We start from the raw sequence: 19,030 nt of genomic DNA on the forward strand, positions 1-19,030 counted from the left end.
ATTCTTACGGCGAAGTTTACAGTTGCTTGGTGGGTGGCTGTCATATCCAGTCCCCGAAACCACGATCATTTTTCCGCTCGATGCGGATCAGCCCTGATGTGTCCTCTGCAAACACTAGGCGGTCTATGTCCTCCTCGTCCGCGGGAATTTGCGGGATGGCCTCGACACCCCGGGCGAGCAGCACGTTGCGGGCGTGGTTGAACTTCTGGGTCCACTGGGCCGCTGACACCACCGACCGCAGCTGTGGCAAGTCGGTTCTGCGGGGCGGTTCAGCGGGTGAGGTCGGCGTGGGACGGTAACTCCGGAATAGTGCGGTGGTGCGCGCGATGGCGTCGTCAGGTGCTAATTGCGGCGTCGTCTGGCCGTGAAGTTGTGCGGCTTCGGCGCGTGCGGAGTCCAGACGGCGGGCTCGCTGAGTGTCTGCTGTCGTTGGTGGGACGGTTGCCACGTCCTGCTCGGTCGCGCCTGCCGTGACCGGTTGTGTGCCCTGTTCCGCGGTGGCGGCGGTCGCTGCGATCAGGTGGTCGCGTGGCGGCGCGAGCTGCGGTATTCCACTGCGGAACCACACCGGCGGCACGTCGGTCGCGGGCAGTGGAGTGCTGCCGATCGGGGCTGACATGGCGGGCAGGAGGGCCCCTGCGGGTCCGAGCACTGCCACGGGTGCAGCCGTCTCAGCAGTGCGGGCGCCCTGATCGTCGACCGTGGTGATGTTGCCGAGGCCGGAGACGACGACGGTGTCGGTGGGCTTGTCGGCGAGTTTGATGCGCTCTGTGGCGGCGATGAATTCCGGTGTGTCCGGCAGGATCGGCGTCGGCATGCTCGCGCTCCCTTCCTGGCTTGCACCCCATGCGGTGGCTGTGTCTTTGAGTTTGCTCCACTGGTTTGTAGTGCGCTCACGTAGCTGCTGGTAGTTGCGTTTGGCCCAGGCTGTGGGTTGGTCGAGGGCGCCGCCGAGCGCGGTGGACGTGACCGTGGCCGGGGGGTTTGGCGGATACAGGTTGAGCCAGGTTTTGGATGCGGTGACCTTCGACTTGAAGAGACTGAACAGCGAGGTCTTCTTCTCCATGAGGAACAGGATGAACTTGCCGGAGAGGTAGTAGCCGCCGGCGGCCAGGAGGACCTGAATGAGGGTGGGAAGGAACGACAGAACCGAGGTGATGAGCTGCAGGAAGAGCGTGGGTCCGGTGGCGGAGACGAACAGGACGGCGATCGCGAGGAGGAAGTGAACGGCGCCGCGGCTGGCAGTTTCGGCGAGCCCGTCGTAGGGGCGCCGGTTGGCCAGGGTGAACGCGGCGACCCAGGACGCACCGATGCCGTACCCGACGGCCAGGGAGAGGTGTTTGAAGAATTCGAGGGCGACGATGATGCTGAAGCTGAGGAAGCCCCAGGCGATGACCACGGCGGCTGCGGCGATGAGCACCGTCCACAGGTCGGGGTCGGCGGCCGTCGCTTGGTTGGGGGTCAGGCAGGCGGGGTTGGCGCCGCCGACGTTGATGCTGAGCGACCACAGGCGTGCGCACGCCGGGTCGAGGAATTCGCGGTAGTTCACCAGGAAGGTGACCGACCGGATCATGTCGTTGTGGGCGGTGGTGACGTAGTTCGTGGTCGCGTCGGCGTCGCCACCGGTGAAGGAAAGGAAGGAAGCGAAAGCCAGGACGGCGTTGATGATCTCTTGGATGATCTTGAATGGGTTGGTCGCGAGAACGACGACGACGGCCATCATGACCAGCCCGGATCCGAGGCGTTGCCACTGTGCTTTGGCGATTTGCGTGTTCGAGGGCAGCCATTGATCGAACAGCGGCGGTGCAGTGGTCGCCGGGCGGCCAGGGGGGCCAGCTGGCTTGGGGCCGGAGCGTACGGCGAAGACGCCGAGCAGCAGGACGGCGAAGGTGCCGACCATGATCGCCGTGGGTGGGAGCACGGCGTAGACACGGGAGGTGATCCCGTTGTAGAAGTTGGTCAGCGGGTTGAGCCACAGGTTCGGGTCGAGGATGAGTTTCATCAGGGCGGCCGCGTACGAGGCCCCGAGAAGATAGATGCTGTAAAAGGTTTCGGCTGCGCCGCTGTAGACCGTCCGGTGCAGTATGTCGAAGAACTTTGGTTCCAGTAGCAGGCGGTAGTGGGCGATCTGACCACCGTCGCTGTCGGACAGGTTGAGCCAGTCGAGGAATGGATTGGCCGGCTGGGTGGCGGGGATGTCTGGGCCGGGCAGCGGCGGCGGCGCGGCGGGCAGCATCGTGGTCACGACGCGACCCCGTCTGCCGCGGACCCGGTCGACATCGGCGCGGCCGACGACGTCGCGATGAGGTCGCGGGCCCGGATGCGTTTGGACGAGGTGGTGTCGCTGTAGCGGCGTCGCTGCGGCAGGAGATGTCCGATGGTGCGGACACGGGCGATGTTGCCGCTGTCGTTGTACCAGCCTTCGCCGGCGCGGTTGGCGAGGGGTTGCTTGGTCTCGGGGTCAGTGGGCGAGGTGTCCTCAACGCAGCGGGTGACCAGGCGCTGCGTGGGTGGGACGTCGGCCCAGCGCAGGCTCGCGGCGGCGTTGTCCCTGGTTTTTTGGCGCATGACGAGTTTGCGTTCGATGAGTGCGGTGTGTTCGTCGGCGTCGGCTGCGAGCTGGAAGGCGATGAGGACGAAGTTGCCGGCTTTACGGCCCATCCGGTCGGGTTGTTCGACGAGGCGTTGCATCACTTTGGAGCCCTTGAGCAGTTTGAGTTCGTCGGCGACGAACGCGCAGGCGCCTGGGATCGCGGCGAACCGTTCCGCGGTGAGGTGAGCGATCGCGGTGTAGGCCATCGCGGCGAATTTCTGCGAATCCTCTGCCTCAGAAGCAGACTCGCCCGGCTTGGGGCGATGCACCGACAGTTTGTGGGTCCGGAAGACCACGGTTTGCGCTCGCGGTGTGAAGCCGGGGTAGGTGATGCGTTCGCCGTTGATGACCGGGTCGATGAACGCGTGGGTGTAGGGAAGCCGCGCCCACGAGGACAGCGCGAGGTTGAGGTTGCGTGAGACTTGTCCCACGATGGTCGGCAGGTGCTCGATCAGGTCGCGGGTGGAGGCGATGCGCATCGCTTGCCGGTAGTCGGGGGCCAGCAGGTTGGCCAGCAGGGCCACCTCTTCGCTGCGGCGGTCGAAGCCGAGCAGCGGCAGCCACAGGTCGAGGAAGATTCGGGCAGCCTCCGCAGGCGGGAAACACTTGAGAATGTCGAGCGACAGGCCGCCGCCGAGCTCGGCGGTCGGGTCGGTGACGTCGATGATCTCGGGTCGGGTCAGCGATTGCGCGAACACGACGTATTCGCCGGCGGGGTCCTGGTCGATGATGTGGCACGGTCGACGCAAGTCGTGCATCCATCCGATCAGGCTTTTGACGAATTCGGACTTGCCAGCACCTTGAGCGCCGTTGGCGGCGGTGGAGGCGTTGCCCTTGTCGGTGGCGTTGAGGATGTCCCAGTGGACGATCTGCCCGAGGGCGTTCTCTTCGTTGATCATCACGGGGATACCGACTGGGTCACCGACGACGGTGCGGCGGATGGGCATGAATCCACTGAACAATCCGACCGTGGTTGCTTGTTTGAGGTCTTCGACCACTGCCGGGCAGGGTGCGCCGGGGATCATGGCCTGCCACAAGTCGAACTGGCCGCCGACGGGGGTCAACGGGGTGAAGCCGTGGTCGGTGAAGTGTTGTGTGATCGCCCCGACCCGCTCGTCGAGCGTTTCGAGGTGTTGGTGGGCGAAGGAGAAGATCGCTGCGACGCGCATGCCGCGGGGACCGGATTCGTCTTTGACGTGGCGGCGGAAATCGCGCTGCTCGCCGCGTTGATCGGCGTAGTCCTCGGCGTCGAATTCGTCTTGGGTGTTGGCGGCGTCTTCGGCGTCGAGTTCTCTGCGTGCGCGTCGCATCCCGGTCTTACTGATCAGTGCTTGAGAGAAGTCGAAGCGCAACGCGAAGTCGGCGTCGATGTCGATTTCCTGGTCGACGAGATAGGTGAAGGTGTTGATGTCGAAGCTGTCGACCGACGGGTACCGCGAGATGGCGATCTGGGTTTGATAGCTGGTGTAGCCGTCGGGGAACTCCGGGGACCGCGTCTCGACGTTGTGCACGGCCAGAGCCTGAGACCATCGCGTGGATTTGAAGTTCTGGCGCAAGGTGTTGCGGGCGTTCTGGGAGGAGTTTTTGACGATGACGCTGCCCACCACGACTGCGGCGATCGCCAGTGCCGTGAGCGCGATGCCGATCCAGCGATAGGTGGTCAACGTGGCCGCCGCGGCCGCCGCGGCCAGGCATGCCACGCTCAGTGCCGCGGTGGGCAGACCGCGGCCCCCGCGCTCGGTGACTGCTGGGTTGTCGTCTTTCACCTTCTCGATGAAGTCCTCGTAGAGCGCGTCGGTGTCGGCGGCCTTGTTGATGTGGACCTCGGGGAAGCTGCGCGGGTTGCGCACGGCAGCGCGGGTGACGGTGGCATCAGGGAAGTCCGGGACGGTGATGCCGCGCAGCCGGATCCGGTCGAACATCCACGCGGTGTGTTCCTCGGTGGCGCGGATCGGGCGGAACTCACGAGGCAGTGCACGGAAGTACTGGTTCTCCAGCTCGGTGATCGTGCGTCGTGAGACGTTGCGGTGCGGGTCGATCACGGCTACCGATGACAGCAATGACTCGACGATCGACCGGCTGACGGGGAAACCGATCGCCAGAAGGTAGATGCGTTGGTACTCGGCGAGTTCCCCAGTCTTGGCGACCTTGGTGTAAAGCGCGTTGAACTGGTCGTCGAGCTCGGGATAGTTCTCCTTGGTGAAGTTCGGGATGCCGGCCGCGCACCGGGCCATGACCGTGGCGGCGGGGGTCTTGGCCTTGGCGCCCATCAGGAGGAAGTCCGTGGCGCGCAGCTTGGACAGTTGGGTGAACAGTCGGTCGTGTGCGGCTTGGCAGGCGTCGATCTTGTCGACGTCGTAGGGGTTGGTGTTGATACCCCGCAGGAGGTACACGGCCCAGACTGTGCCGTCGGCGGTGTAGAGGATGTTGCCGTCTTGCTTCTTGAGGGCCGGGAAGTAGTCACCCATTGAGCGTCAGCGCCTTCCGGTGTTGGTGATGTAGGGGTTGCGGGCCGCACGCCACAGCAGGGCCAGTTGGGTGGTCTCCCCCAAGGCGCCGTCGGGATCCATCCGGTTGAGGTTCCAGTTGGCGGCAACCGTCGCTGCAGCCGCGACAGCGGTCGCCGCCAGGCCGATCCACGCGTTGGCGAGCAACGCGACGGCGACGCCGGCGGCCATGCTGACGACCATCAGGCTCATCGTGGGTAGCCGGTAGCGCTGCCCGAGGATCGTCCACTCCACGGCGACTCGGTCGACGCCGTTGAAGATTCTCGAAACGCGCATTGCGAAGTGGCCTCGCTATCTGGGTGATGTCGTTGGTGTTCGGGCTAGCTCGCCGCGCCGCCGAAGACGTTCTGGGCGAGTTCGGCGATCACCCAGACCACGCCGCACAGGCCCTCGAAGTACGCGAAGTTCTTCGCCTCGTCGGTCAGCTTCTTGGTTTTGCCGGCGCTGTCCTTATCCATCTGCACTCTCAGCGCGTGGATGACGAACGCTGCGCCGCCAATGACGCTGACGGCGAGGATTACCCGTCGCACGATGCTCATGATGGCTCCGTTGGAGGTGCCGTCACTGGAGATGTCGGCCAGGATGCGTACGGTCTGTCCGTGGGTGGCTAGTGCGGTCACCGCCGGTTCGATGAGGTCCAGCATGAGGACTCCTCTGCAGTCGTTGGCCATGTCCCGCCGATCAAGTGGCGCGGTTCGTGGTCCGGTGGTTCGGGGTGAGCGGACCGCGGTCGCGGGCCGTTCATGCGGGGAACCTAACAACGCCCCTTGGGGCCGGCGCGACACGACACTTCTACGGGGCACAAAGTTTCTCCGGCGCCACATCCTCTGCGGCGTCTTGTTTTTCGAGGCTTGGTGACGTTGTGACGGCCGTCGAATGCGTCGTCGGCGCGCTGACCGAGATGACGTCGCTCGACGCTGCACCCCGTGAGTGGTGGTCGATATCGCCGCCGCTGTGTCCGGCCGCAGTGTTCGGCTCCGACGTTCGCCTCATAGTCGGCGCGGGAGGTTCACGCAGTGCAATCGTGGGAGGACCTGGCGGCCGGAAGAGCAGCGCTGAAACGGTTTTGGGAATCCGGGTGCGAGCAAAGCCCGGTCGCCGCCGTCCCCGCCGGAGTCGTCGCCGACATGGGTGCTGCGTAGAGCGGTCCCCGCGCCGGTCCTCGGGGCGGGTGGTGATCGACGCACTGGGTCTCACCCGAGATGAAAAGCGCTGCCCGGTCAGGTTCCAGCCGAAGACTCCGGTTTAGAGGGCTGTCGCGCGGCTGCACGGGCCCTGGCCCCACACGGTCCCCAGTCGGGCGGTAGCACCCCGATCTCCCCACCGTGTGGACCTGGCGACCGCTCCCCATGAGATGCAATGCAGACGATGCTTGCGCGTAAAGCGTCGATAGCGTGGAACACACACGTTTTCCCAGGTGCCGTGTCTGACTCAGTGTGTATTTCGGTGAGTGCAGGGGGTGCAGTGCACGCGCGTATAGCACCGCTTTGGTCCGAGTCGACTTCCCTGCCAGGTCCCTGGATGTATCTGAGTCGACTCTGATACTCCCCGCGCCTGTCCCTAGGATCTCCCTAAAGGTGCCCCGACACGCCCCTGCATCCCCCCTGCCGCTGGTGAGGCCATTACCGTGCGCGTCATGAAGGCCTACATCTACGCCAGTCCTGCCGGAGCGGCGGCGCATGTGCTGTCTCAATGCTTCAGCGACTTCGCCGAGCTGTACCGGCACGGCTTCCTGCGGGACGACTCGATCGTGTGGGCCAATGCCGAAGCGCCGGACGCAAGTTTCTGGGCGCTCACGGATCGGAGCCAGTACGTGTACGTTCACCGCGCCACTGAGCCCGGCTACGTTCGGCTAACTTCAGGGCGGCTGCGCTGGGGGCGCAGTTTCGATGGCACGCTCGAGAAATTCGAGGTGGACATCGACACGCGCAACATCGCAGGCGAGCCCGACAAACATCTGACGTTGATCGTCAAACACCGCGCGCCGGGGCGGCTGGTGAAGGTCATCGACGGTTCCCGTTTGGTCGACCTCGTTGACGGTTCCTACACCCGACCCGAGGCCACCGTCATCGATTTGGCTGCCTACAGGCCGCCGGCAGAGCTGGCTGGCGCCGGTGAATTCGAGGTCAATCACGCCCGGTATCACGGCGTGAATCACATGATGTCAAGCCTGAACGCCGACAATGCCGAGTTGATTCGAAGCCATCTCGGCCTCTTCGCGTTCGACATATCCGCCGAACAGATCGCCGCGATCAACGAGCATCTGCACGTGGTGGAGACGTTCGCAGACGGGTTCGCCGAGGCCTTGTACGACCGCCTCTCGCGGGCGCATTCAGGCCCTGCTGCGCCTGACTGATCACGGGACTGCCACGCAGTTTCGGTAACGCGAAACGAACGACCGAGGTGTGATTCGTTCACGGGAGCCAGCCCGGAGCGTCGACTTCGGTGTTTCAATGCCGTGTCCGATTCGTCGTCGTCAGATCCGCGTTGCGGGCCGCATCCACTTCCAGTGACCCGAGATCGCGCCCGCGTGTGGCGCCTGCGCGCAGCACGGGTGGACCGGATCGCGACGGCTGTGAAAAGGCATGTACCGGGTGGTCGCCTGCGCGAGAAGTTGGGTTCGATGTGGACTTACCCGATCCTGACGCCGCCGTCATCTTGCGGGTCCAGAACACGACACAGGACCTCCCCATCAGTGCGTCCCGAGGGGCCCGGCGGCTTTAGCCGTCGGAGAATCGGGGCTGGTGAACACGCTGTGGTTCGTGAGGTTTGTCGGTGTCGTCTCCTAAGGTGCGCGATATGTCGGGACAGCGATTTCGTTGCACGTCGGCAGGCGTGTGCTCGCTGGGCCTGCATCTGGTGTGTTGCCCGAAGTACCGCCGCGGTGTGCTGGGTGGACGGGTTGCTCGGCGTCTGGGCGAGCTCATCGATGCGATCACAGCCGCACATGGCTGGGATATCGTGGCTCAGGAAGTGATGCCCGATCATGTGGACCTGTTCGTGCGGGTGGGGCCGACTGACGCGCCAGCGGCCGTGGTGCGTGCTTTCCAGGGTCGAACCGCGCGTGTGCGGCGGGCGGAGTTCCCGCATCTGCGTAACTTCGCGAAGGTGTTGTGGTCGCCGTCGTATATCGCCGCGGCGGTCGGCTACGCGGCAGAGTCGACGGTGCGCCGCCACATCGAGCATCAATGGGACGAGGTCGCCTGATGCGCCGGGCGTATGTGTTCAGGTTGCGTCCGACGGCGCGCCAACACGTCGCGCTGCATGCGTGTCTTGACGCGCACCGGGAGCTGTACAACGCTGCCCTCCAGGAACGTCGGGATGCGTGGGCGCACAGCAAGACCCGGATCCGATATGGCGAACAGTCCGGGCAGTTGACCGCGATTCGCGGCGTGCGCGCGGATCACGCGGTGTGGTCGTTTTCCAGCCAGCAGGCCACGCTGCACCGGTTGAGCAAGGCGTTCGACGGGTTTTTCCGACGGGTGAAAGCCGGGCAAACGCCGGGGTATCCACGGTTCAAAGGTAAGGCGCGTTTCGATTCGGTGGAGTGGCCCAAAGACGGCGACGGGGCACGCTGGCTACCCGAGCATGATCGGGTGTATCTGCAGGGCATCGGTCAGGTGAAGGTAACCGCGCACCGTCAGGTGCAGGGCCGGGTGAAGACCATCGCGGTCAAGCGGCAAGGCCGCCGTTGGATGCTGGTCCTCTCGTGTGATGATGTGCCGGTCACTCCGCTGCCGGCCACAGGCAAGCAGGCCGGTATTGACGTCGGAGTGGTGACCTACGCGACGATGTCGGATGGCGCTACGGTGGACAATCCGCGGTGGGCACGTCAGGAAGCCACTCGGCTTGAAGTGGCGCAGCAGCGATTACAGCGCGCCAAGCGTGGCTCCAACAACCGTTCTGCGCGTCGGGAGACGGTGGCCGCGCGGCATCGTAAGATCGCCGACCGCCGCAAAGACTTTAACCACAAGCAAGCGCGCCGGCTAGTCGAGTCCTACGACCTACTGGTGGTGGAGGACCTCGCGATCGCGAACATGGTTCGCCGGGTCAAGCCGAAGCCGGACCCGGAGAAACCGGGACAGTTCCTTCCTAACGGTGCCCGAGCGAAGTCCGGGCTCAACCGATCGATCAGTGACGCTGGCTGGGGTCAGTTTGTCTCGATACTGCGCGCCAAAGCGGAAGACGCTGGGCGTATCTGGGTCGAGGTCAACCCCCGGCACACCTCCGATGGGTGTGAGTGCTGCGGACACGCAGTACCGGAAAATCGCGTCCGACAAGCGGAATTCGTCTGCCAACGTTGCGGTCACACCGCACCCGCAGATGAACATGCCGCACGCAATATCCTCAGGGCTGGACTGGCCCTACACACCGCAACCGCGGCGTAAAAGAAGCCCGCCGCTTCCAGCGGCCGGAGAAGTCACAGCGGTTGTCAACGTGTCCGTCCGGCAGGGGTGCGGTGCGGTCAGGATGAAGCGGATCGGTCGGCCCGAGCCGACGCCGTTCATCATCCGCCGTAACGGCACGCTGGCCGATCGAGAGTCGGCGGCACTCATCGGCCGTGTCTATCTCGATCGCTTGTTGGGTTGGACGGCTTATCTGTAACGGGAACTGTGAAACCGTTCGCTGCCGCTGGTAGGCACGTAAGTTACATGTGTACTACCGACCGGGTAGGTCTGCTAATCCGTACGCATGTGTAGGACGTGTGTCAGGGGTCTGACTTGGATCCCCGCGTGACAGATCTGTTGTCCAATGGGCGGTCGACAGAAGTCAGGCGCCACTGAAGTGAACGCTCCTGCGTAGCGCTCATGGCGACCGCCCATGATCTCCAGATCGATCCGGGGCATCGTCGATCGGTATTGGTGAGCTAGTGGTTCAGTGAAGATTCGATGAAGAACGCGGCGTTTCGATTCATCGCCTGGGTGGCATCGGCATGATCGAGTCATGACCGAAACGCCCGAATCCCGGACTGAACCGACCGCGGTGGCCACCGAGCAGGGGCGCGGGGAGCTGTCGCCTGGATCGGACCGTCCCAACAGGCTCACCCAGAGCGCGGCATGGGTGGGCATCGTTGCTGGTGTCGTGTTCATCGTCGCGGTGATCTTCTTCTCCGGGTTCTTCGTCGGAAAGCAGTACGGCGGCGGTTACCGCGACGGGCGCGGAATGTCTTACCCCGGCGGGATGATGGGGCCCGGCGGGATGATGGGCCCCGGAGGACCCGGCGGGATGATGGGCCCCGGAGGACCCGGCGGGATGATGGGCCCTGGATCGTGGGGACCGGGCGGGATGATGGGGCCTGGATCGTGGGGACCCGGGATGATGGGCCCCGGTCAGCAGCCATCGCCGACCACAACTCCGGCCGTCCCAACCACGCCTCAGCGGTAGCCCTTTCACCCCGCGGGTTGGGCTGCACCAAGCCCCTACCGCTGTGCTGCGACAGGGTGGTGGAGCCACCTCGTTAGGGCATCGGCGGCGTGCTTCTTGCTATGCGCGTCCGAAGAGTGGTTCGCCGTCGTTGCCAGAGTAGGAAGATGAACCGGTCCAGGTCGGCGCGCAGTTCATCGGCGGTGCAGCCGGGATGACCGACGTAGTGGGTCAGTGATGCGTCGAGGCGCCCGGTGTCGGAGGCGAGCCAGTCGTTGACGAACTGCAGCAGCTCGGTCAATTCGACGGCATCGGCGATATCCAAGCGGCATAAACACGCCTCCGGATCGGGGTTGCCGTCGACGACAATCGGATTAGCCGGCCTGACGAGTGCAGGTCGGCCTTTGATTGCGGGTGTTCTCCAACAGCGTGGCCGGTGGCCTACCGCCCCAGCAGCACGCACTTGTCATCGTTCGCGCGGCGAACGCGGCCGGGGGAGGGTTAGGTGTGGTCGAGTGCGTCGATGACGGCTTGCAGTTTGGTGGTGACCTGTTCGGCGACCTGTGCTACTCCGGGTGCGTCGCTGAGGTCGGCCATCAGCGCGGGATTGATGGCATCGACGATGACGGTGTCGTTGCCGTGGGTGGTGTCGGCGCGCACGACGACGTTGCAGGGCAGCAGCAGCCCGATCTCGGGGTCGCTGAGCACGGCTTGATGCGCCAGGGGCGGGTTGCAGGCTCCCAGGATCAGATAGTCGGCCATGTCGACGTCGAGTTTGGCCTTCATGGTGGCTTTCACGTCGATCTCGGTGAGCACCCCGAACCCGTGGTCGGCCAGGGCTTTTCGGGTTCGCGTGACCGCGTCGTCGAAGGAGGTGTGCAGTGTGGTTGATAGTGCCAGTTTGGTCATCGTTGTCTCTTTCCTGCTCAGCGGTGTGCGGCGTTTCCGATCTGTGCTGTCGCGCGGCGGGTGCTCACCCGCCGGCCGTGTGGTTGCGGGATCCCGGCTAGGGGTTGGGTGCGCCCGGCGCGGACGCCGTTGGCGATGACGACGATTTCGGCGAGTTCGTGCACGAGCACCACGGCGGCCAGGCCGAGGACACCGAGTAGGGCCAGGGGCAGCAGGATGGTGATGATCGCCAACGATAGGCCGATGTTTTGCAGCATGATGCGCCGGGATCGGCGGGCGTGGGACAGCACTTGGGGCAGGTGGCGCAGGTCTTGGCCCATCAGGGCGACGTCGGCGGTTTCGATGGCGACGTCGGTGCCCATGGCGCCCATCGCGATGCCCAGGTCGGCGGTGGCCAGGGCGGGGGCGTCGTTGACGCCGTCACCGACCATCGCGGTGGGCCGCCGGGAGCGCAGTTCCTCGATGATGCGGGCCTTGTCCTCGGGCCGCAGGTCAGCGTGCACGTCGTCGATGCCGGCGTCGGCGGCCAGCGCCCGGGCGGTGCGCTCGTTGTCCCCGGTCAGCATCGCCACCTGGTAGCCGTGGGCGCGCAGCCCACCGATCACCTCGGGGGCTTCGGGTCGCAGTTCGTCGCGCACCGCCACCGCACCCAACACGGCGCCGTCGCGTTCGACGAGCACCGCGGTCGCCCCGGCGCGCTGCATCCGGTCGATGACCTCGGCCAGCGGGCCAGGTTGGATCCAGCCGGGACGCCCGAGCCGGACCAGACTCCCGTCCAGCCACCCGGACAGCCCGGCACCGGGTACCGATTCAACATCGCGGGCCGGAGTGAGCTGATCGGTGGCGGCGAGGATGGCCGCGGCCAGCGGGTGTTCACTGCGGGCCTCCAGCGCGGCGGCCACCGCCATCACCTCGCCGCCCGAAACCCCGTCGGCGGGTACCACGGTGATGACGGTGGGCTGGTTGCGGGTCAGCGTGCCGGTCTTGTCCAGGGCGATCCCACGGATGCGGCCCAATGCCTCCAGCGCGGCACCGCCTTTGATGAGGACACCCATCTTGCTCGCGGCGCCGATCGCGGCGACCACGGTGACCGGCACCGCGATCGCCAGCGCGCACGGTGAGGCCGCGACCAGCACCACCAGCGCCCGTTCGATCCACACCCGCGGATCCCCGACCACGCTGCCCGCCACGGCGATGATCGCCGCGGCGACCATGACGGCCGGCACCAGCGGGCTGGCGACCCGGTCGGCCAGGCGTTGGCTGGAACCCTTGCGAGCCTGCTCGGCCTCCACAATCGCCACGATCCGGGCCAGCGAGTTGTCGGTGGCGGTGGCGGTGATCTGCACGTCGAGCACCCCGGTGCCGTTGATCGAGCCGGCGAACACCGCATCACCGGGGCCGGCTTCGATCGGCACCGACTCCCCAGTGATCGCCGAGGTGTCCAGCGCGCTGCGGCCCGCGGTGATGACCCCGTCGGTGGCGATGCGCTCCCCGGGTTTGACCACCATCACCTCGCCCACGGCGAGTTCGGTGGGGGCGACCCGGTATTCGCGCCCACCGCGGCGCACCGTGGCGACGGCAGGGACCAGCGACAGCAGCGCCCGCAAGCCCCGGCGGGTGCGGGTGATCGAGTACTCCTCGAGGCCTTCGCTGATCGCGAACAAGAACGCCAGCATCGCGGCCTCGCCGACCTCACCGAGGGACACCGCACCGACAGCGGCGATCGTCATCAGCGTGCCGACACCGATCTTGCCCGCCACCAACCGCTTCAACGTGGACGGGACGAAGGTCACACCGGCGATCACCAGTGCCGCGGCCTCCGCCACCAGCGTCACCGGCCCGGGTCCGCCAGCCCAGCCCACGATCAGACCCGCCAGCAGCAGCACCCCGGCCAGCGCGGCAGCCCGGATCTCGCTGACCTGCCACAGTTTCTCCGGGCCCCGCTCGCGCTCATCGCGCTCGGCACCGGGGTCGTCGTGGCCGCAGCAGGTGTCACTCACAGGCAGACCCCGATGCGCTGCCTGTGCCGTAATTGGGGCACAACGCGACCGCGTTGCCGGTGGCCGCCAGCAGTGTTTCGGCCGCCGCCAACAGATCGAGCAGTTCCGGGCGGGTCAACGAATAGAACACCTGCCGTCCCTGCGGACGGCCCGCCACCAGACCGCACTCGCGCAGACACCCCACATGCGCCGACACCGTCGACTGGGCCAACCCCAACTCCGCAACCAGGTCGGCCACCCGGGCCTCCCTGTGAGCCAACCGGCCCACGATCGCCAACCGGGTGCCATCAGAGAGGCCACGGAACAACGCCACCGCCGCATCCACACCCGACGCCGGTCCGGCCAGACAACCCGCACTATCCATCGTCATTGGACGATAATACTGTGTTTTAGCTGGTAATACCGAAAGACACCGATCATTGAGGACCATCGGCCCTACCTGGCATCGGCACTGCGCGAGCAGGCTGGCCTGAGCAGCCCCCGGTGCGGGGCTTGGTATTTCAGGCGAAAGGGACACGACCATGATGTATGACGGCTGGGGCTGGGGCGGCATGGGCTCCGGTGGCTGGATCCTGATGACCGTGCTGATGGTGCTGTTCTGGGCGGCGGTGATCACCGCCGTGGTCCTGGCCATCCGCTACCTGACCGGTCCGCGGCACACCGGCGCGCACCCGCCCGGACCGGGGCCGGCACGCGCGGAAGGGCTGCTCGCCGAACGCTTCGCCCGCGGCGAGATCGACGAAGACGAATATCAGCGGCGTATGACCCTGCTGCGTGAACACCGTTGACCGCGATGCGCTCCCACCGTCTCTGGCTGATCTTGGCCATCGCGATCGCATCGGTGATCCTCGGGGTCACCACCACCGCGATCTGGCACCCCGGCGGGCCGTTCGGCCGCCAAACACCGGTCGCCAACGCCCCCTACCCGAACGCCCCAGGCGCCTGGGGTCCGGGCTCGATGGGCCCGGGCATGATGGGCCCCTGGCGGTACCCGGCCGCCCCGCCGCCGTCCTGTTCCGCGCCCGCCCTACCCGGTGCGGTGGTCGACGTCACCCTCGCCGACATGGGAGCGATGATGGGCCCCGGCGGCATGATGGGCCCGGGCATGATGAGCCGCGGCGGCATGATGGGCCCCGGCATGATGGGGCCGGGCTGGAACGGCCCGAATGGCCCGGGGCAAACCGGCTACCGATGGCCGGGCATGGGGATGATGCGCATCGTCGTCACCCCGGCCTCCGTTCCGGCGGGACCGGTGTCGTTTCGGGTACTCAACACCGGCGGGTTGAGCCACGAGCTCGTCGTGCTGCCCCTGGCACAGGGCCAGTACCCCGGATGGCGTGTCACCGGTCCCGACGGCAAGGTCGACGAGGCCGGCAGCCTAGGTGAGGCCTCCCGCACCTGCGGCGCCGACAAAGGTGACGAACAGTCACCCCAATACGGCATCGGCCCTGGCGGCACCGGCTGGACCACCATCACCCTGACCCCGGGACGCTACGAGCTGATCTGCAACATCGCCGGCCACTACTGGGCCGGGATGTATGCCGAACTCGACGTCACCAGCCCACCCAAATAAGCGAGACGAACCATGTTCACCAGACGTGCAACGATCACCACCGCGGCCATCCTCGCGCTAGCCGGATCGGTCGCAATCGGGCTCAGCGGCGGCGAGACGACCACCCTCGCACAACCCCCAGGCGGGGTTTCATCGACCAGCGGGCCCGCACTGCCGGTCCAGGGCCCATGGGACCAGTGCTGGGGACCCAACGGCTGGGACCCCAATTGCTGGGGACCCGGACCATGGGGTCCCGGCGGATACGGACCGGGCATGACGGGCCCCGGCGGATACGGCGGACCGGGCATGATGGGTCCCGGCGGATACGGACCGGGCACGATGGACCCGGGACAGTGGGGGCCAGGCATGATGGGCCCGGGACAGTGGGGTCCTGGACAGTACGGACCGGGCATGATGGGCCCCGGGCCGTGGGATTACTAACAGCGCTGCCGTCGCACCACCGAAGCCGCTGTGATCGCCGAGAGTTCGGTGACGTCAAGCCCAGGCGCATCCGCGGTCGGCGCGAGGAATCCGGCGAGAATGCGGACGGCGTCGAGCGACACGCACTCACCGGTTGACCAATCACACCTGTCTCACCTGTCACACTCACACACGTGTTCGATGCCTGCGCGGCCCTGACTTCGGCGCCCGGCAGCGTCGCAGGGTCGGTTCGCTCGGGGCGGCTCACTGCAGCGGATTCGACACCGCCGCACCACCTAAAACCAGTCGAAATGGCCGTGTTTGCACAGCATTTCACCTCTTACACATGTATACTACGAAGGTGCCTGACCAGCAGAAATCGTCCACGCGACACACGGCGCGCCTCCGTGACGATGTAGGAATAGACGTGCAATATTTCAGCCATGGACCTACAGGAGTTGGTCGAGCGGCTGATGAAGCAGCATCGCTCCGCCTTCGCCCGGCTGCTCGGGGAGATCGAAGCGGCCTACGACGAAGTGGTGGCCCTGCACGCGCGGCGGTTTCCCGACCCGCGTCAGATCCCCGGGGGCATGCTCTGCGGGGACGTGCGGGCGACCGTGCTGGCGATGAACGGTATGGATGCGCTGACCCGTACCGGCGAGTCGACGCGAGAGGTGCCCACGAGCGCGTCCTGCGGCCCGGATTCCACGTTGCGGATGACCTCGGGGTCCAATACGTCGGTACGGCTTGGCGATTCGAATATGGCCATGGCCAGGGTGCGCAAGCTGGCACCCGACGTGGTGGACGGTCTGGCGCTGTTTCTGCCGCAGGCCACACCTGCGGCGAAGCCGGGGGTGCAGTTGTTCCTCGACGACGGTGCCGCCGAACCGGTGATGGGGCCGCCGGGCTTGGAGCAGGAATACGAGTTGATCGTCTACTGGTGGCCGACACCGGACAAGGCGTCGGTGGCGGGTGCGATCCTGGCCGCGGTGGCCGACTTGAACACCAACGACGAGCGGATCCTGGTGTTCACCGCGTTGCCGCCGGCGATCCGGCCCAAGACGGCGGCCGAGGAGCAGCAGGCAGTCACCGATTACCAGCCCGACGGGGACTTCAACGAGATTTTCGGCAAGAAGTCCACCGACACTGGGGATCCGGGCGCGTAAATGAGTGCGGGGTACCGGCCGGGGTTTACCGGGGACGAGGTGGTCGGTGATGACGGTCGAGGTGTTCGGCGCACGGGTCCGCCAGGCCCGGGTGCTGCGGCAGATGACCGCCACGGCGGTGATGGAGCACATGGGGTGGCGTTCCCCGCGCCAGACGCGTCTGGAGCAGGCCGAGACCGCCACCTTGGACGCCCTCGAGTTCGAGGCGCTGGTCGCGTTGTTGCGTTTCCCGGCACGGTTTTTCACCACTGCACCGGTGTCACGGGTCGCAGCGCGGGATCTGCTGTTCCGGGCGCCCAAGGCTACGACGGTCACCGAGAAGGAGTATTTGGCGGTGTTCGCCAACGTGGTCGGTGATCTGGTCGATCAGCTCAACGGCGTGGAGAAGGGGCCCGTGGTGGCGCTGGAGCCGTTGCCGGTGGGCACCGATGTGGTCACCGCGGCGGCCAAGGCCAGGGCGTGGCTGGGCCGCGAGGCGTGCGAGCCGATCCGCTATCTGACCTATGACTTGGAAGCGGCCGGGGTTCCGGTGGTGTTGCGCACCAAGCATTCTCGCTCCACGGGTCGCATCGACTGGGACACCCAAGACGAGGAACCCGCCGGTGGGTTGACCGAGAAGCATCTGGGCTGCTCGGCGCGGACCGGGGAGTTCCGGCAACGCCCACTGGTGTTGATGCGCAGTATCGACTCCTGGGAACGCAGCCGCTGGACGGTCGCCCACGAGATCGGCCATCTGGTGTTGCACCGCCATGGCGAGGTCAGCGATGACCAGGAGAACGAGGCGTCGCGGTTCGCGTCGGAGTTCTTGGCGCCGGCGGCGGCGATCGCGGCCGAGATCACCGATGCCCCGACCCTGAATCATCTGATGCCGGTGAAGTTGAAGTGGGGAATTTCGTTGGGCGCGTTGATCATGCATCTGCGCGAATCCAAGCTGATCGATGAGCACCGCGCGGCGATGCTGCAGCGCCAGCTCTACACCCGGATCAACTCCGAGACCGGGCGCACCTGGGGAAAGACCGAACCTGGGTGGGACGCCCGCCTGCCCGAGCAGCCGCGGCTGCTGATCAAGTGGGTCGAGGCCTGCTACGGCGCGACGTCGGTGGAGATGCTGGCTGCATTGGATTTGATCTTCCCGGCCGATCTGCTGGCCGACATCCTAGCCGGACAGCGCGGGGCGAGCGCGCCGCGGCCGGCGCGGGTCGATGTTGCGCTGGCCCCGGTGGGCGGCACCGACCGTGGTGACACGGTGGTGGTGGCGGCCTCGGAGCGGTTCCGGTCGCGCCGGCAAGCCTGAACGGATTCGTGGGACATCGGCGATGGCACGCACGCAACGCATCGCCCTGGCCGAGGACACCGATACGTTCACCGTGGTGGGTCCGGATTTTCTGCCGATCGACCCGGCCGAGGAGTTCCTGCAGTTTCTGCGCGACGACGAGGCCTCCCCTAACACGGTGAAGGCCTACGCCGCGGGGCTGGCGGCCTGGTGGACGGTGCTGGAGCACACCGGTACCGACTGGCGTGAGATCAGCACCAGCCTGTTCGGGCAGTTTCTGGCCTATCTGCGCACCGGGGACCTGCCGGGCACCGCCCGCATCGGCGCCCCCGAGGGCTGGCTCGGCGCGGCCAGCACCGCGTTGCGGGCCGCGGCGGTGCTGGCCTGCTACCGCTACCACGCCGACGCCCACGGGCTCGTCGGCCCGTATCAGCGGCTGCACACCAGCCGCGGCAAACGTGGCCGGTCACGTTACATCCCGATGCTGGCCGGGGTCGGTGCGGCGCGGCCGGCCAAGGACCGCCCCATTTACACGGTGCGCCGCGGCAATCGCGCCGCCACCCCGGTGCTGCTGCCCGCCCAGGTCGGGCTCATTCTCGATGGCTGCGCCACCCAAACCGGCCATGAGTGGTCCGGGCCGGCATCGGGGCTGCGCGACCGTTTGTTGTTCGCGGTGCTGGCCGAAACGGGGATGCGGTTGGGGGAGGCATTATCGTTGCGGCACCACGATTTCCACATCGGCGCTGGCGGCACCCCGTGGATCGATATCGCCGCGCGCCAAGACCACCCCCGCGGAGCGCGCGGCAAGACGCTCTCCCCGCGGCGGGTCTATATCGGTGACGACCTGGAGGCGCTGTATTCCTCCTACGTGTGGCATCTGATCGATCACGGCGCGGATCTGGCAGTGCCGGACCTGACCACTCATTTCGTGTTCGTCAACCTGACCGCGGGGACACCGTTCGCGCCGACGCGTCCTGAAACCGTCTACGCCAAAGTCGATTCGGTCACCAGCCGCGCCGCCGGGGCGCTGCCACAGGGGTGGTCTCCGCACTGGCTGCGCCACACCCACGCCACCGCGCTGCTGCTCTCCGGCGCGGCCCCACACGTGGTGATGCGCCGCCTGGGCCACGCCGACATCCAAACCACCCTCTCCACCTACGGGTGGGTCACCGAGGACGCCGAGATGCGCACCCTGGCCCAATGGCGCAACTACGTGGCCGGCTGGAAAGGACTCACACCGTGACCA

At 66.4% G+C, this 19,030-nt stretch carries 19 protein-coding genes; 11 read left to right on the top strand and 8 right to left on the bottom strand.

The window, feature by feature from the left end:
* Window positions 1-40: 40 nt before the first annotated feature.
* Genes MCHLDSM_RS05165 through MCHLDSM_RS05180 form a run of 4 tightly spaced genes read right to left on the bottom strand, consistent with a single transcriptional unit; the run spans window position 41 to window position 5,744 of the window.
* Entirely contained in the window at window positions 41-2,236 is a 2,196-nt protein-coding gene (locus tag MCHLDSM_RS05165; protein ID WP_082168746.1) for a hypothetical protein, read from the bottom strand.
* Window positions 2,237-2,241: 5 nt separating this feature from the next.
* Window positions 2,242-5,061 (bottom strand): ATP-binding protein, encoded by a 2,820-nt coding sequence (locus MCHLDSM_RS05170; RefSeq protein WP_048469153.1) that lies wholly within the window; start codon window positions 5,059-5,061, stop codon window positions 2,242-2,244.
* A 6-nt stretch (window positions 5,062-5,067) separates the two neighbouring features.
* Window positions 5,068-5,376: a hypothetical protein gene (locus MCHLDSM_RS05175; RefSeq protein WP_048469154.1), complete on the bottom strand. Its 309-nt coding sequence runs from the start codon at window positions 5,374-5,376 to the stop codon at window positions 5,068-5,070.
* 44 nt (window positions 5,377-5,420) lie between these two features.
* The gene (locus tag MCHLDSM_RS05180) at window positions 5,421-5,744 is read right to left on the bottom strand and encodes a hypothetical protein (RefSeq protein ID WP_048469155.1); all 324 of its coding nucleotides are present in this window, start codon (window positions 5,742-5,744) and stop codon (window positions 5,421-5,423) included.
* A gap of 992 nt (window positions 5,745-6,736) precedes the next feature.
* Between MCHLDSM_RS05180 and MCHLDSM_RS05185 the strand changes: the two genes are divergently transcribed.
* The 5 genes from MCHLDSM_RS05185 to MCHLDSM_RS05200 all read left to right on the top strand — a co-directional run bounded on the left by MCHLDSM_RS05185 (window position 6,737) and on the right by MCHLDSM_RS05200 (window position 10,485).
* Complete coding sequence (locus MCHLDSM_RS05185; protein WP_048469156.1) at window positions 6,737-7,456, top strand: hypothetical protein; 720 nt, start codon at window positions 6,737-6,739, stop codon at window positions 7,454-7,456.
* A gap of 443 nt (window positions 7,457-7,899) precedes the next feature.
* A complete protein-coding gene (tnpA, locus tag MCHLDSM_RS05190) occupies window positions 7,900-8,307 on the top strand; it encodes an IS200/IS605 family transposase (protein ID WP_048469157.1) in 408 nt (135 codons plus the stop codon).
* Window positions 8,307-9,488, top strand: coding sequence for an RNA-guided endonuclease InsQ/TnpB family protein (locus tag MCHLDSM_RS05195; RefSeq protein ID WP_174545830.1), 1,182 nt, complete (start codon window positions 8,307-8,309; stop codon window positions 9,486-9,488). Before tnpA ends, MCHLDSM_RS05195 begins: the two co-directional genes overlap by 1 nt.
* Before the next feature lie 82 nt (window positions 9,489-9,570).
* Window positions 9,571-9,705 (top strand): hypothetical protein, encoded by a 135-nt coding sequence (locus MCHLDSM_RS40050; protein ID WP_268781181.1) that lies wholly within the window; start codon window positions 9,571-9,573, stop codon window positions 9,703-9,705.
* Between the two features lie 339 nt (window positions 9,706-10,044).
* A complete protein-coding gene (locus MCHLDSM_RS05200) occupies window positions 10,045-10,485 on the top strand; it encodes a hypothetical protein (RefSeq protein WP_048469158.1) in 441 nt (146 codons plus the stop codon).
* A 73-nt stretch (window positions 10,486-10,558) separates the two neighbouring features.
* Here the strand turns inward: MCHLDSM_RS05200 and MCHLDSM_RS39030 are convergent, their stop codons facing one another.
* From MCHLDSM_RS39030 to MCHLDSM_RS05220, 4 genes are all read right to left on the bottom strand, one after another.
* Window positions 10,559-10,789 carry a hypothetical protein gene (locus tag MCHLDSM_RS39030; protein ID WP_233209490.1) on the bottom strand — a complete coding sequence of 77 codons (231 nt, stop codon included), beginning with the start codon at window positions 10,787-10,789 and terminating at the stop codon, window positions 10,559-10,561.
* A gap of 176 nt (window positions 10,790-10,965) precedes the next feature.
* Entirely contained in the window at window positions 10,966-11,373 is a 408-nt protein-coding gene (locus MCHLDSM_RS05210) for a DUF302 domain-containing protein (RefSeq protein WP_011777814.1), read from the bottom strand.
* Window positions 11,374-11,390: 17 nt separating this feature from the next.
* Window positions 11,391-13,373, bottom strand: a complete 1,983-nt coding sequence (locus MCHLDSM_RS05215; protein WP_011777815.1) for a heavy metal translocating P-type ATPase — start codon at window positions 13,371-13,373, stop codon at window positions 11,391-11,393.
* Window positions 13,366-13,743, bottom strand: coding sequence for an ArsR/SmtB family transcription factor (locus MCHLDSM_RS05220; RefSeq protein WP_011782545.1), 378 nt, complete (start codon window positions 13,741-13,743; stop codon window positions 13,366-13,368). Before MCHLDSM_RS05220 ends, MCHLDSM_RS05215 begins: the two co-directional genes overlap by 8 nt.
* 154 nt (window positions 13,744-13,897) lie before the next feature.
* On the opposite strand from MCHLDSM_RS05220, the gene MCHLDSM_RS05225 reads away from it, so the two are divergent.
* The 6 genes from MCHLDSM_RS05225 to MCHLDSM_RS05245 all read left to right on the top strand — a co-directional run bounded on the left by MCHLDSM_RS05225 (window position 13,898) and on the right by MCHLDSM_RS05245 (window position 19,027).
* Entirely contained in the window at window positions 13,898-14,161 is a 264-nt protein-coding gene (locus MCHLDSM_RS05225; RefSeq protein WP_011777817.1) for an SHOCT domain-containing protein, read from the top strand.
* Window positions 14,162-14,166: 5 nt separating this feature from the next.
* The gene (locus tag MCHLDSM_RS05230; protein ID WP_011777818.1) at window positions 14,167-14,946 is read left to right on the top strand and encodes a hypothetical protein; all 780 of its coding nucleotides are present in this window, start codon (window positions 14,167-14,169) and stop codon (window positions 14,944-14,946) included.
* A 252-nt stretch (window positions 14,947-15,198) separates the two neighbouring features.
* Window positions 15,199-15,366, top strand: coding sequence for a hypothetical protein (locus tag MCHLDSM_RS39035; RefSeq protein ID WP_234713872.1), 168 nt, complete (start codon window positions 15,199-15,201; stop codon window positions 15,364-15,366).
* A gap of 422 nt (window positions 15,367-15,788) precedes the next feature.
* Window positions 15,789-16,511: a hypothetical protein gene (locus MCHLDSM_RS05235; RefSeq protein ID WP_011777820.1), complete on the top strand. Its 723-nt coding sequence runs from the start codon at window positions 15,789-15,791 to the stop codon at window positions 16,509-16,511.
* Between the two features lie 46 nt (window positions 16,512-16,557).
* The gene (locus MCHLDSM_RS05240; protein WP_308212981.1) at window positions 16,558-17,805 is read left to right on the top strand and encodes an ImmA/IrrE family metallo-endopeptidase; all 1,248 of its coding nucleotides are present in this window, start codon (window positions 16,558-16,560) and stop codon (window positions 17,803-17,805) included.
* A 22-nt stretch (window positions 17,806-17,827) separates the two neighbouring features.
* On the top strand, window positions 17,828-19,027 hold the full coding sequence (locus MCHLDSM_RS05245; RefSeq protein WP_011777822.1) for a tyrosine-type recombinase/integrase: 1,200 nt from the start codon (window positions 17,828-17,830) through the stop codon (window positions 19,025-19,027).
* Window positions 19,028-19,030: the final 3 nt, after the last annotated feature.

The sequence above is a fragment of the Mycolicibacterium chlorophenolicum genome (assembly GCF_001044235.1).
In the GTDB taxonomy this organism is placed as follows: domain Bacteria; phylum Actinomycetota; class Actinomycetes; order Mycobacteriales; family Mycobacteriaceae; genus Mycobacterium; species Mycobacterium chlorophenolicum.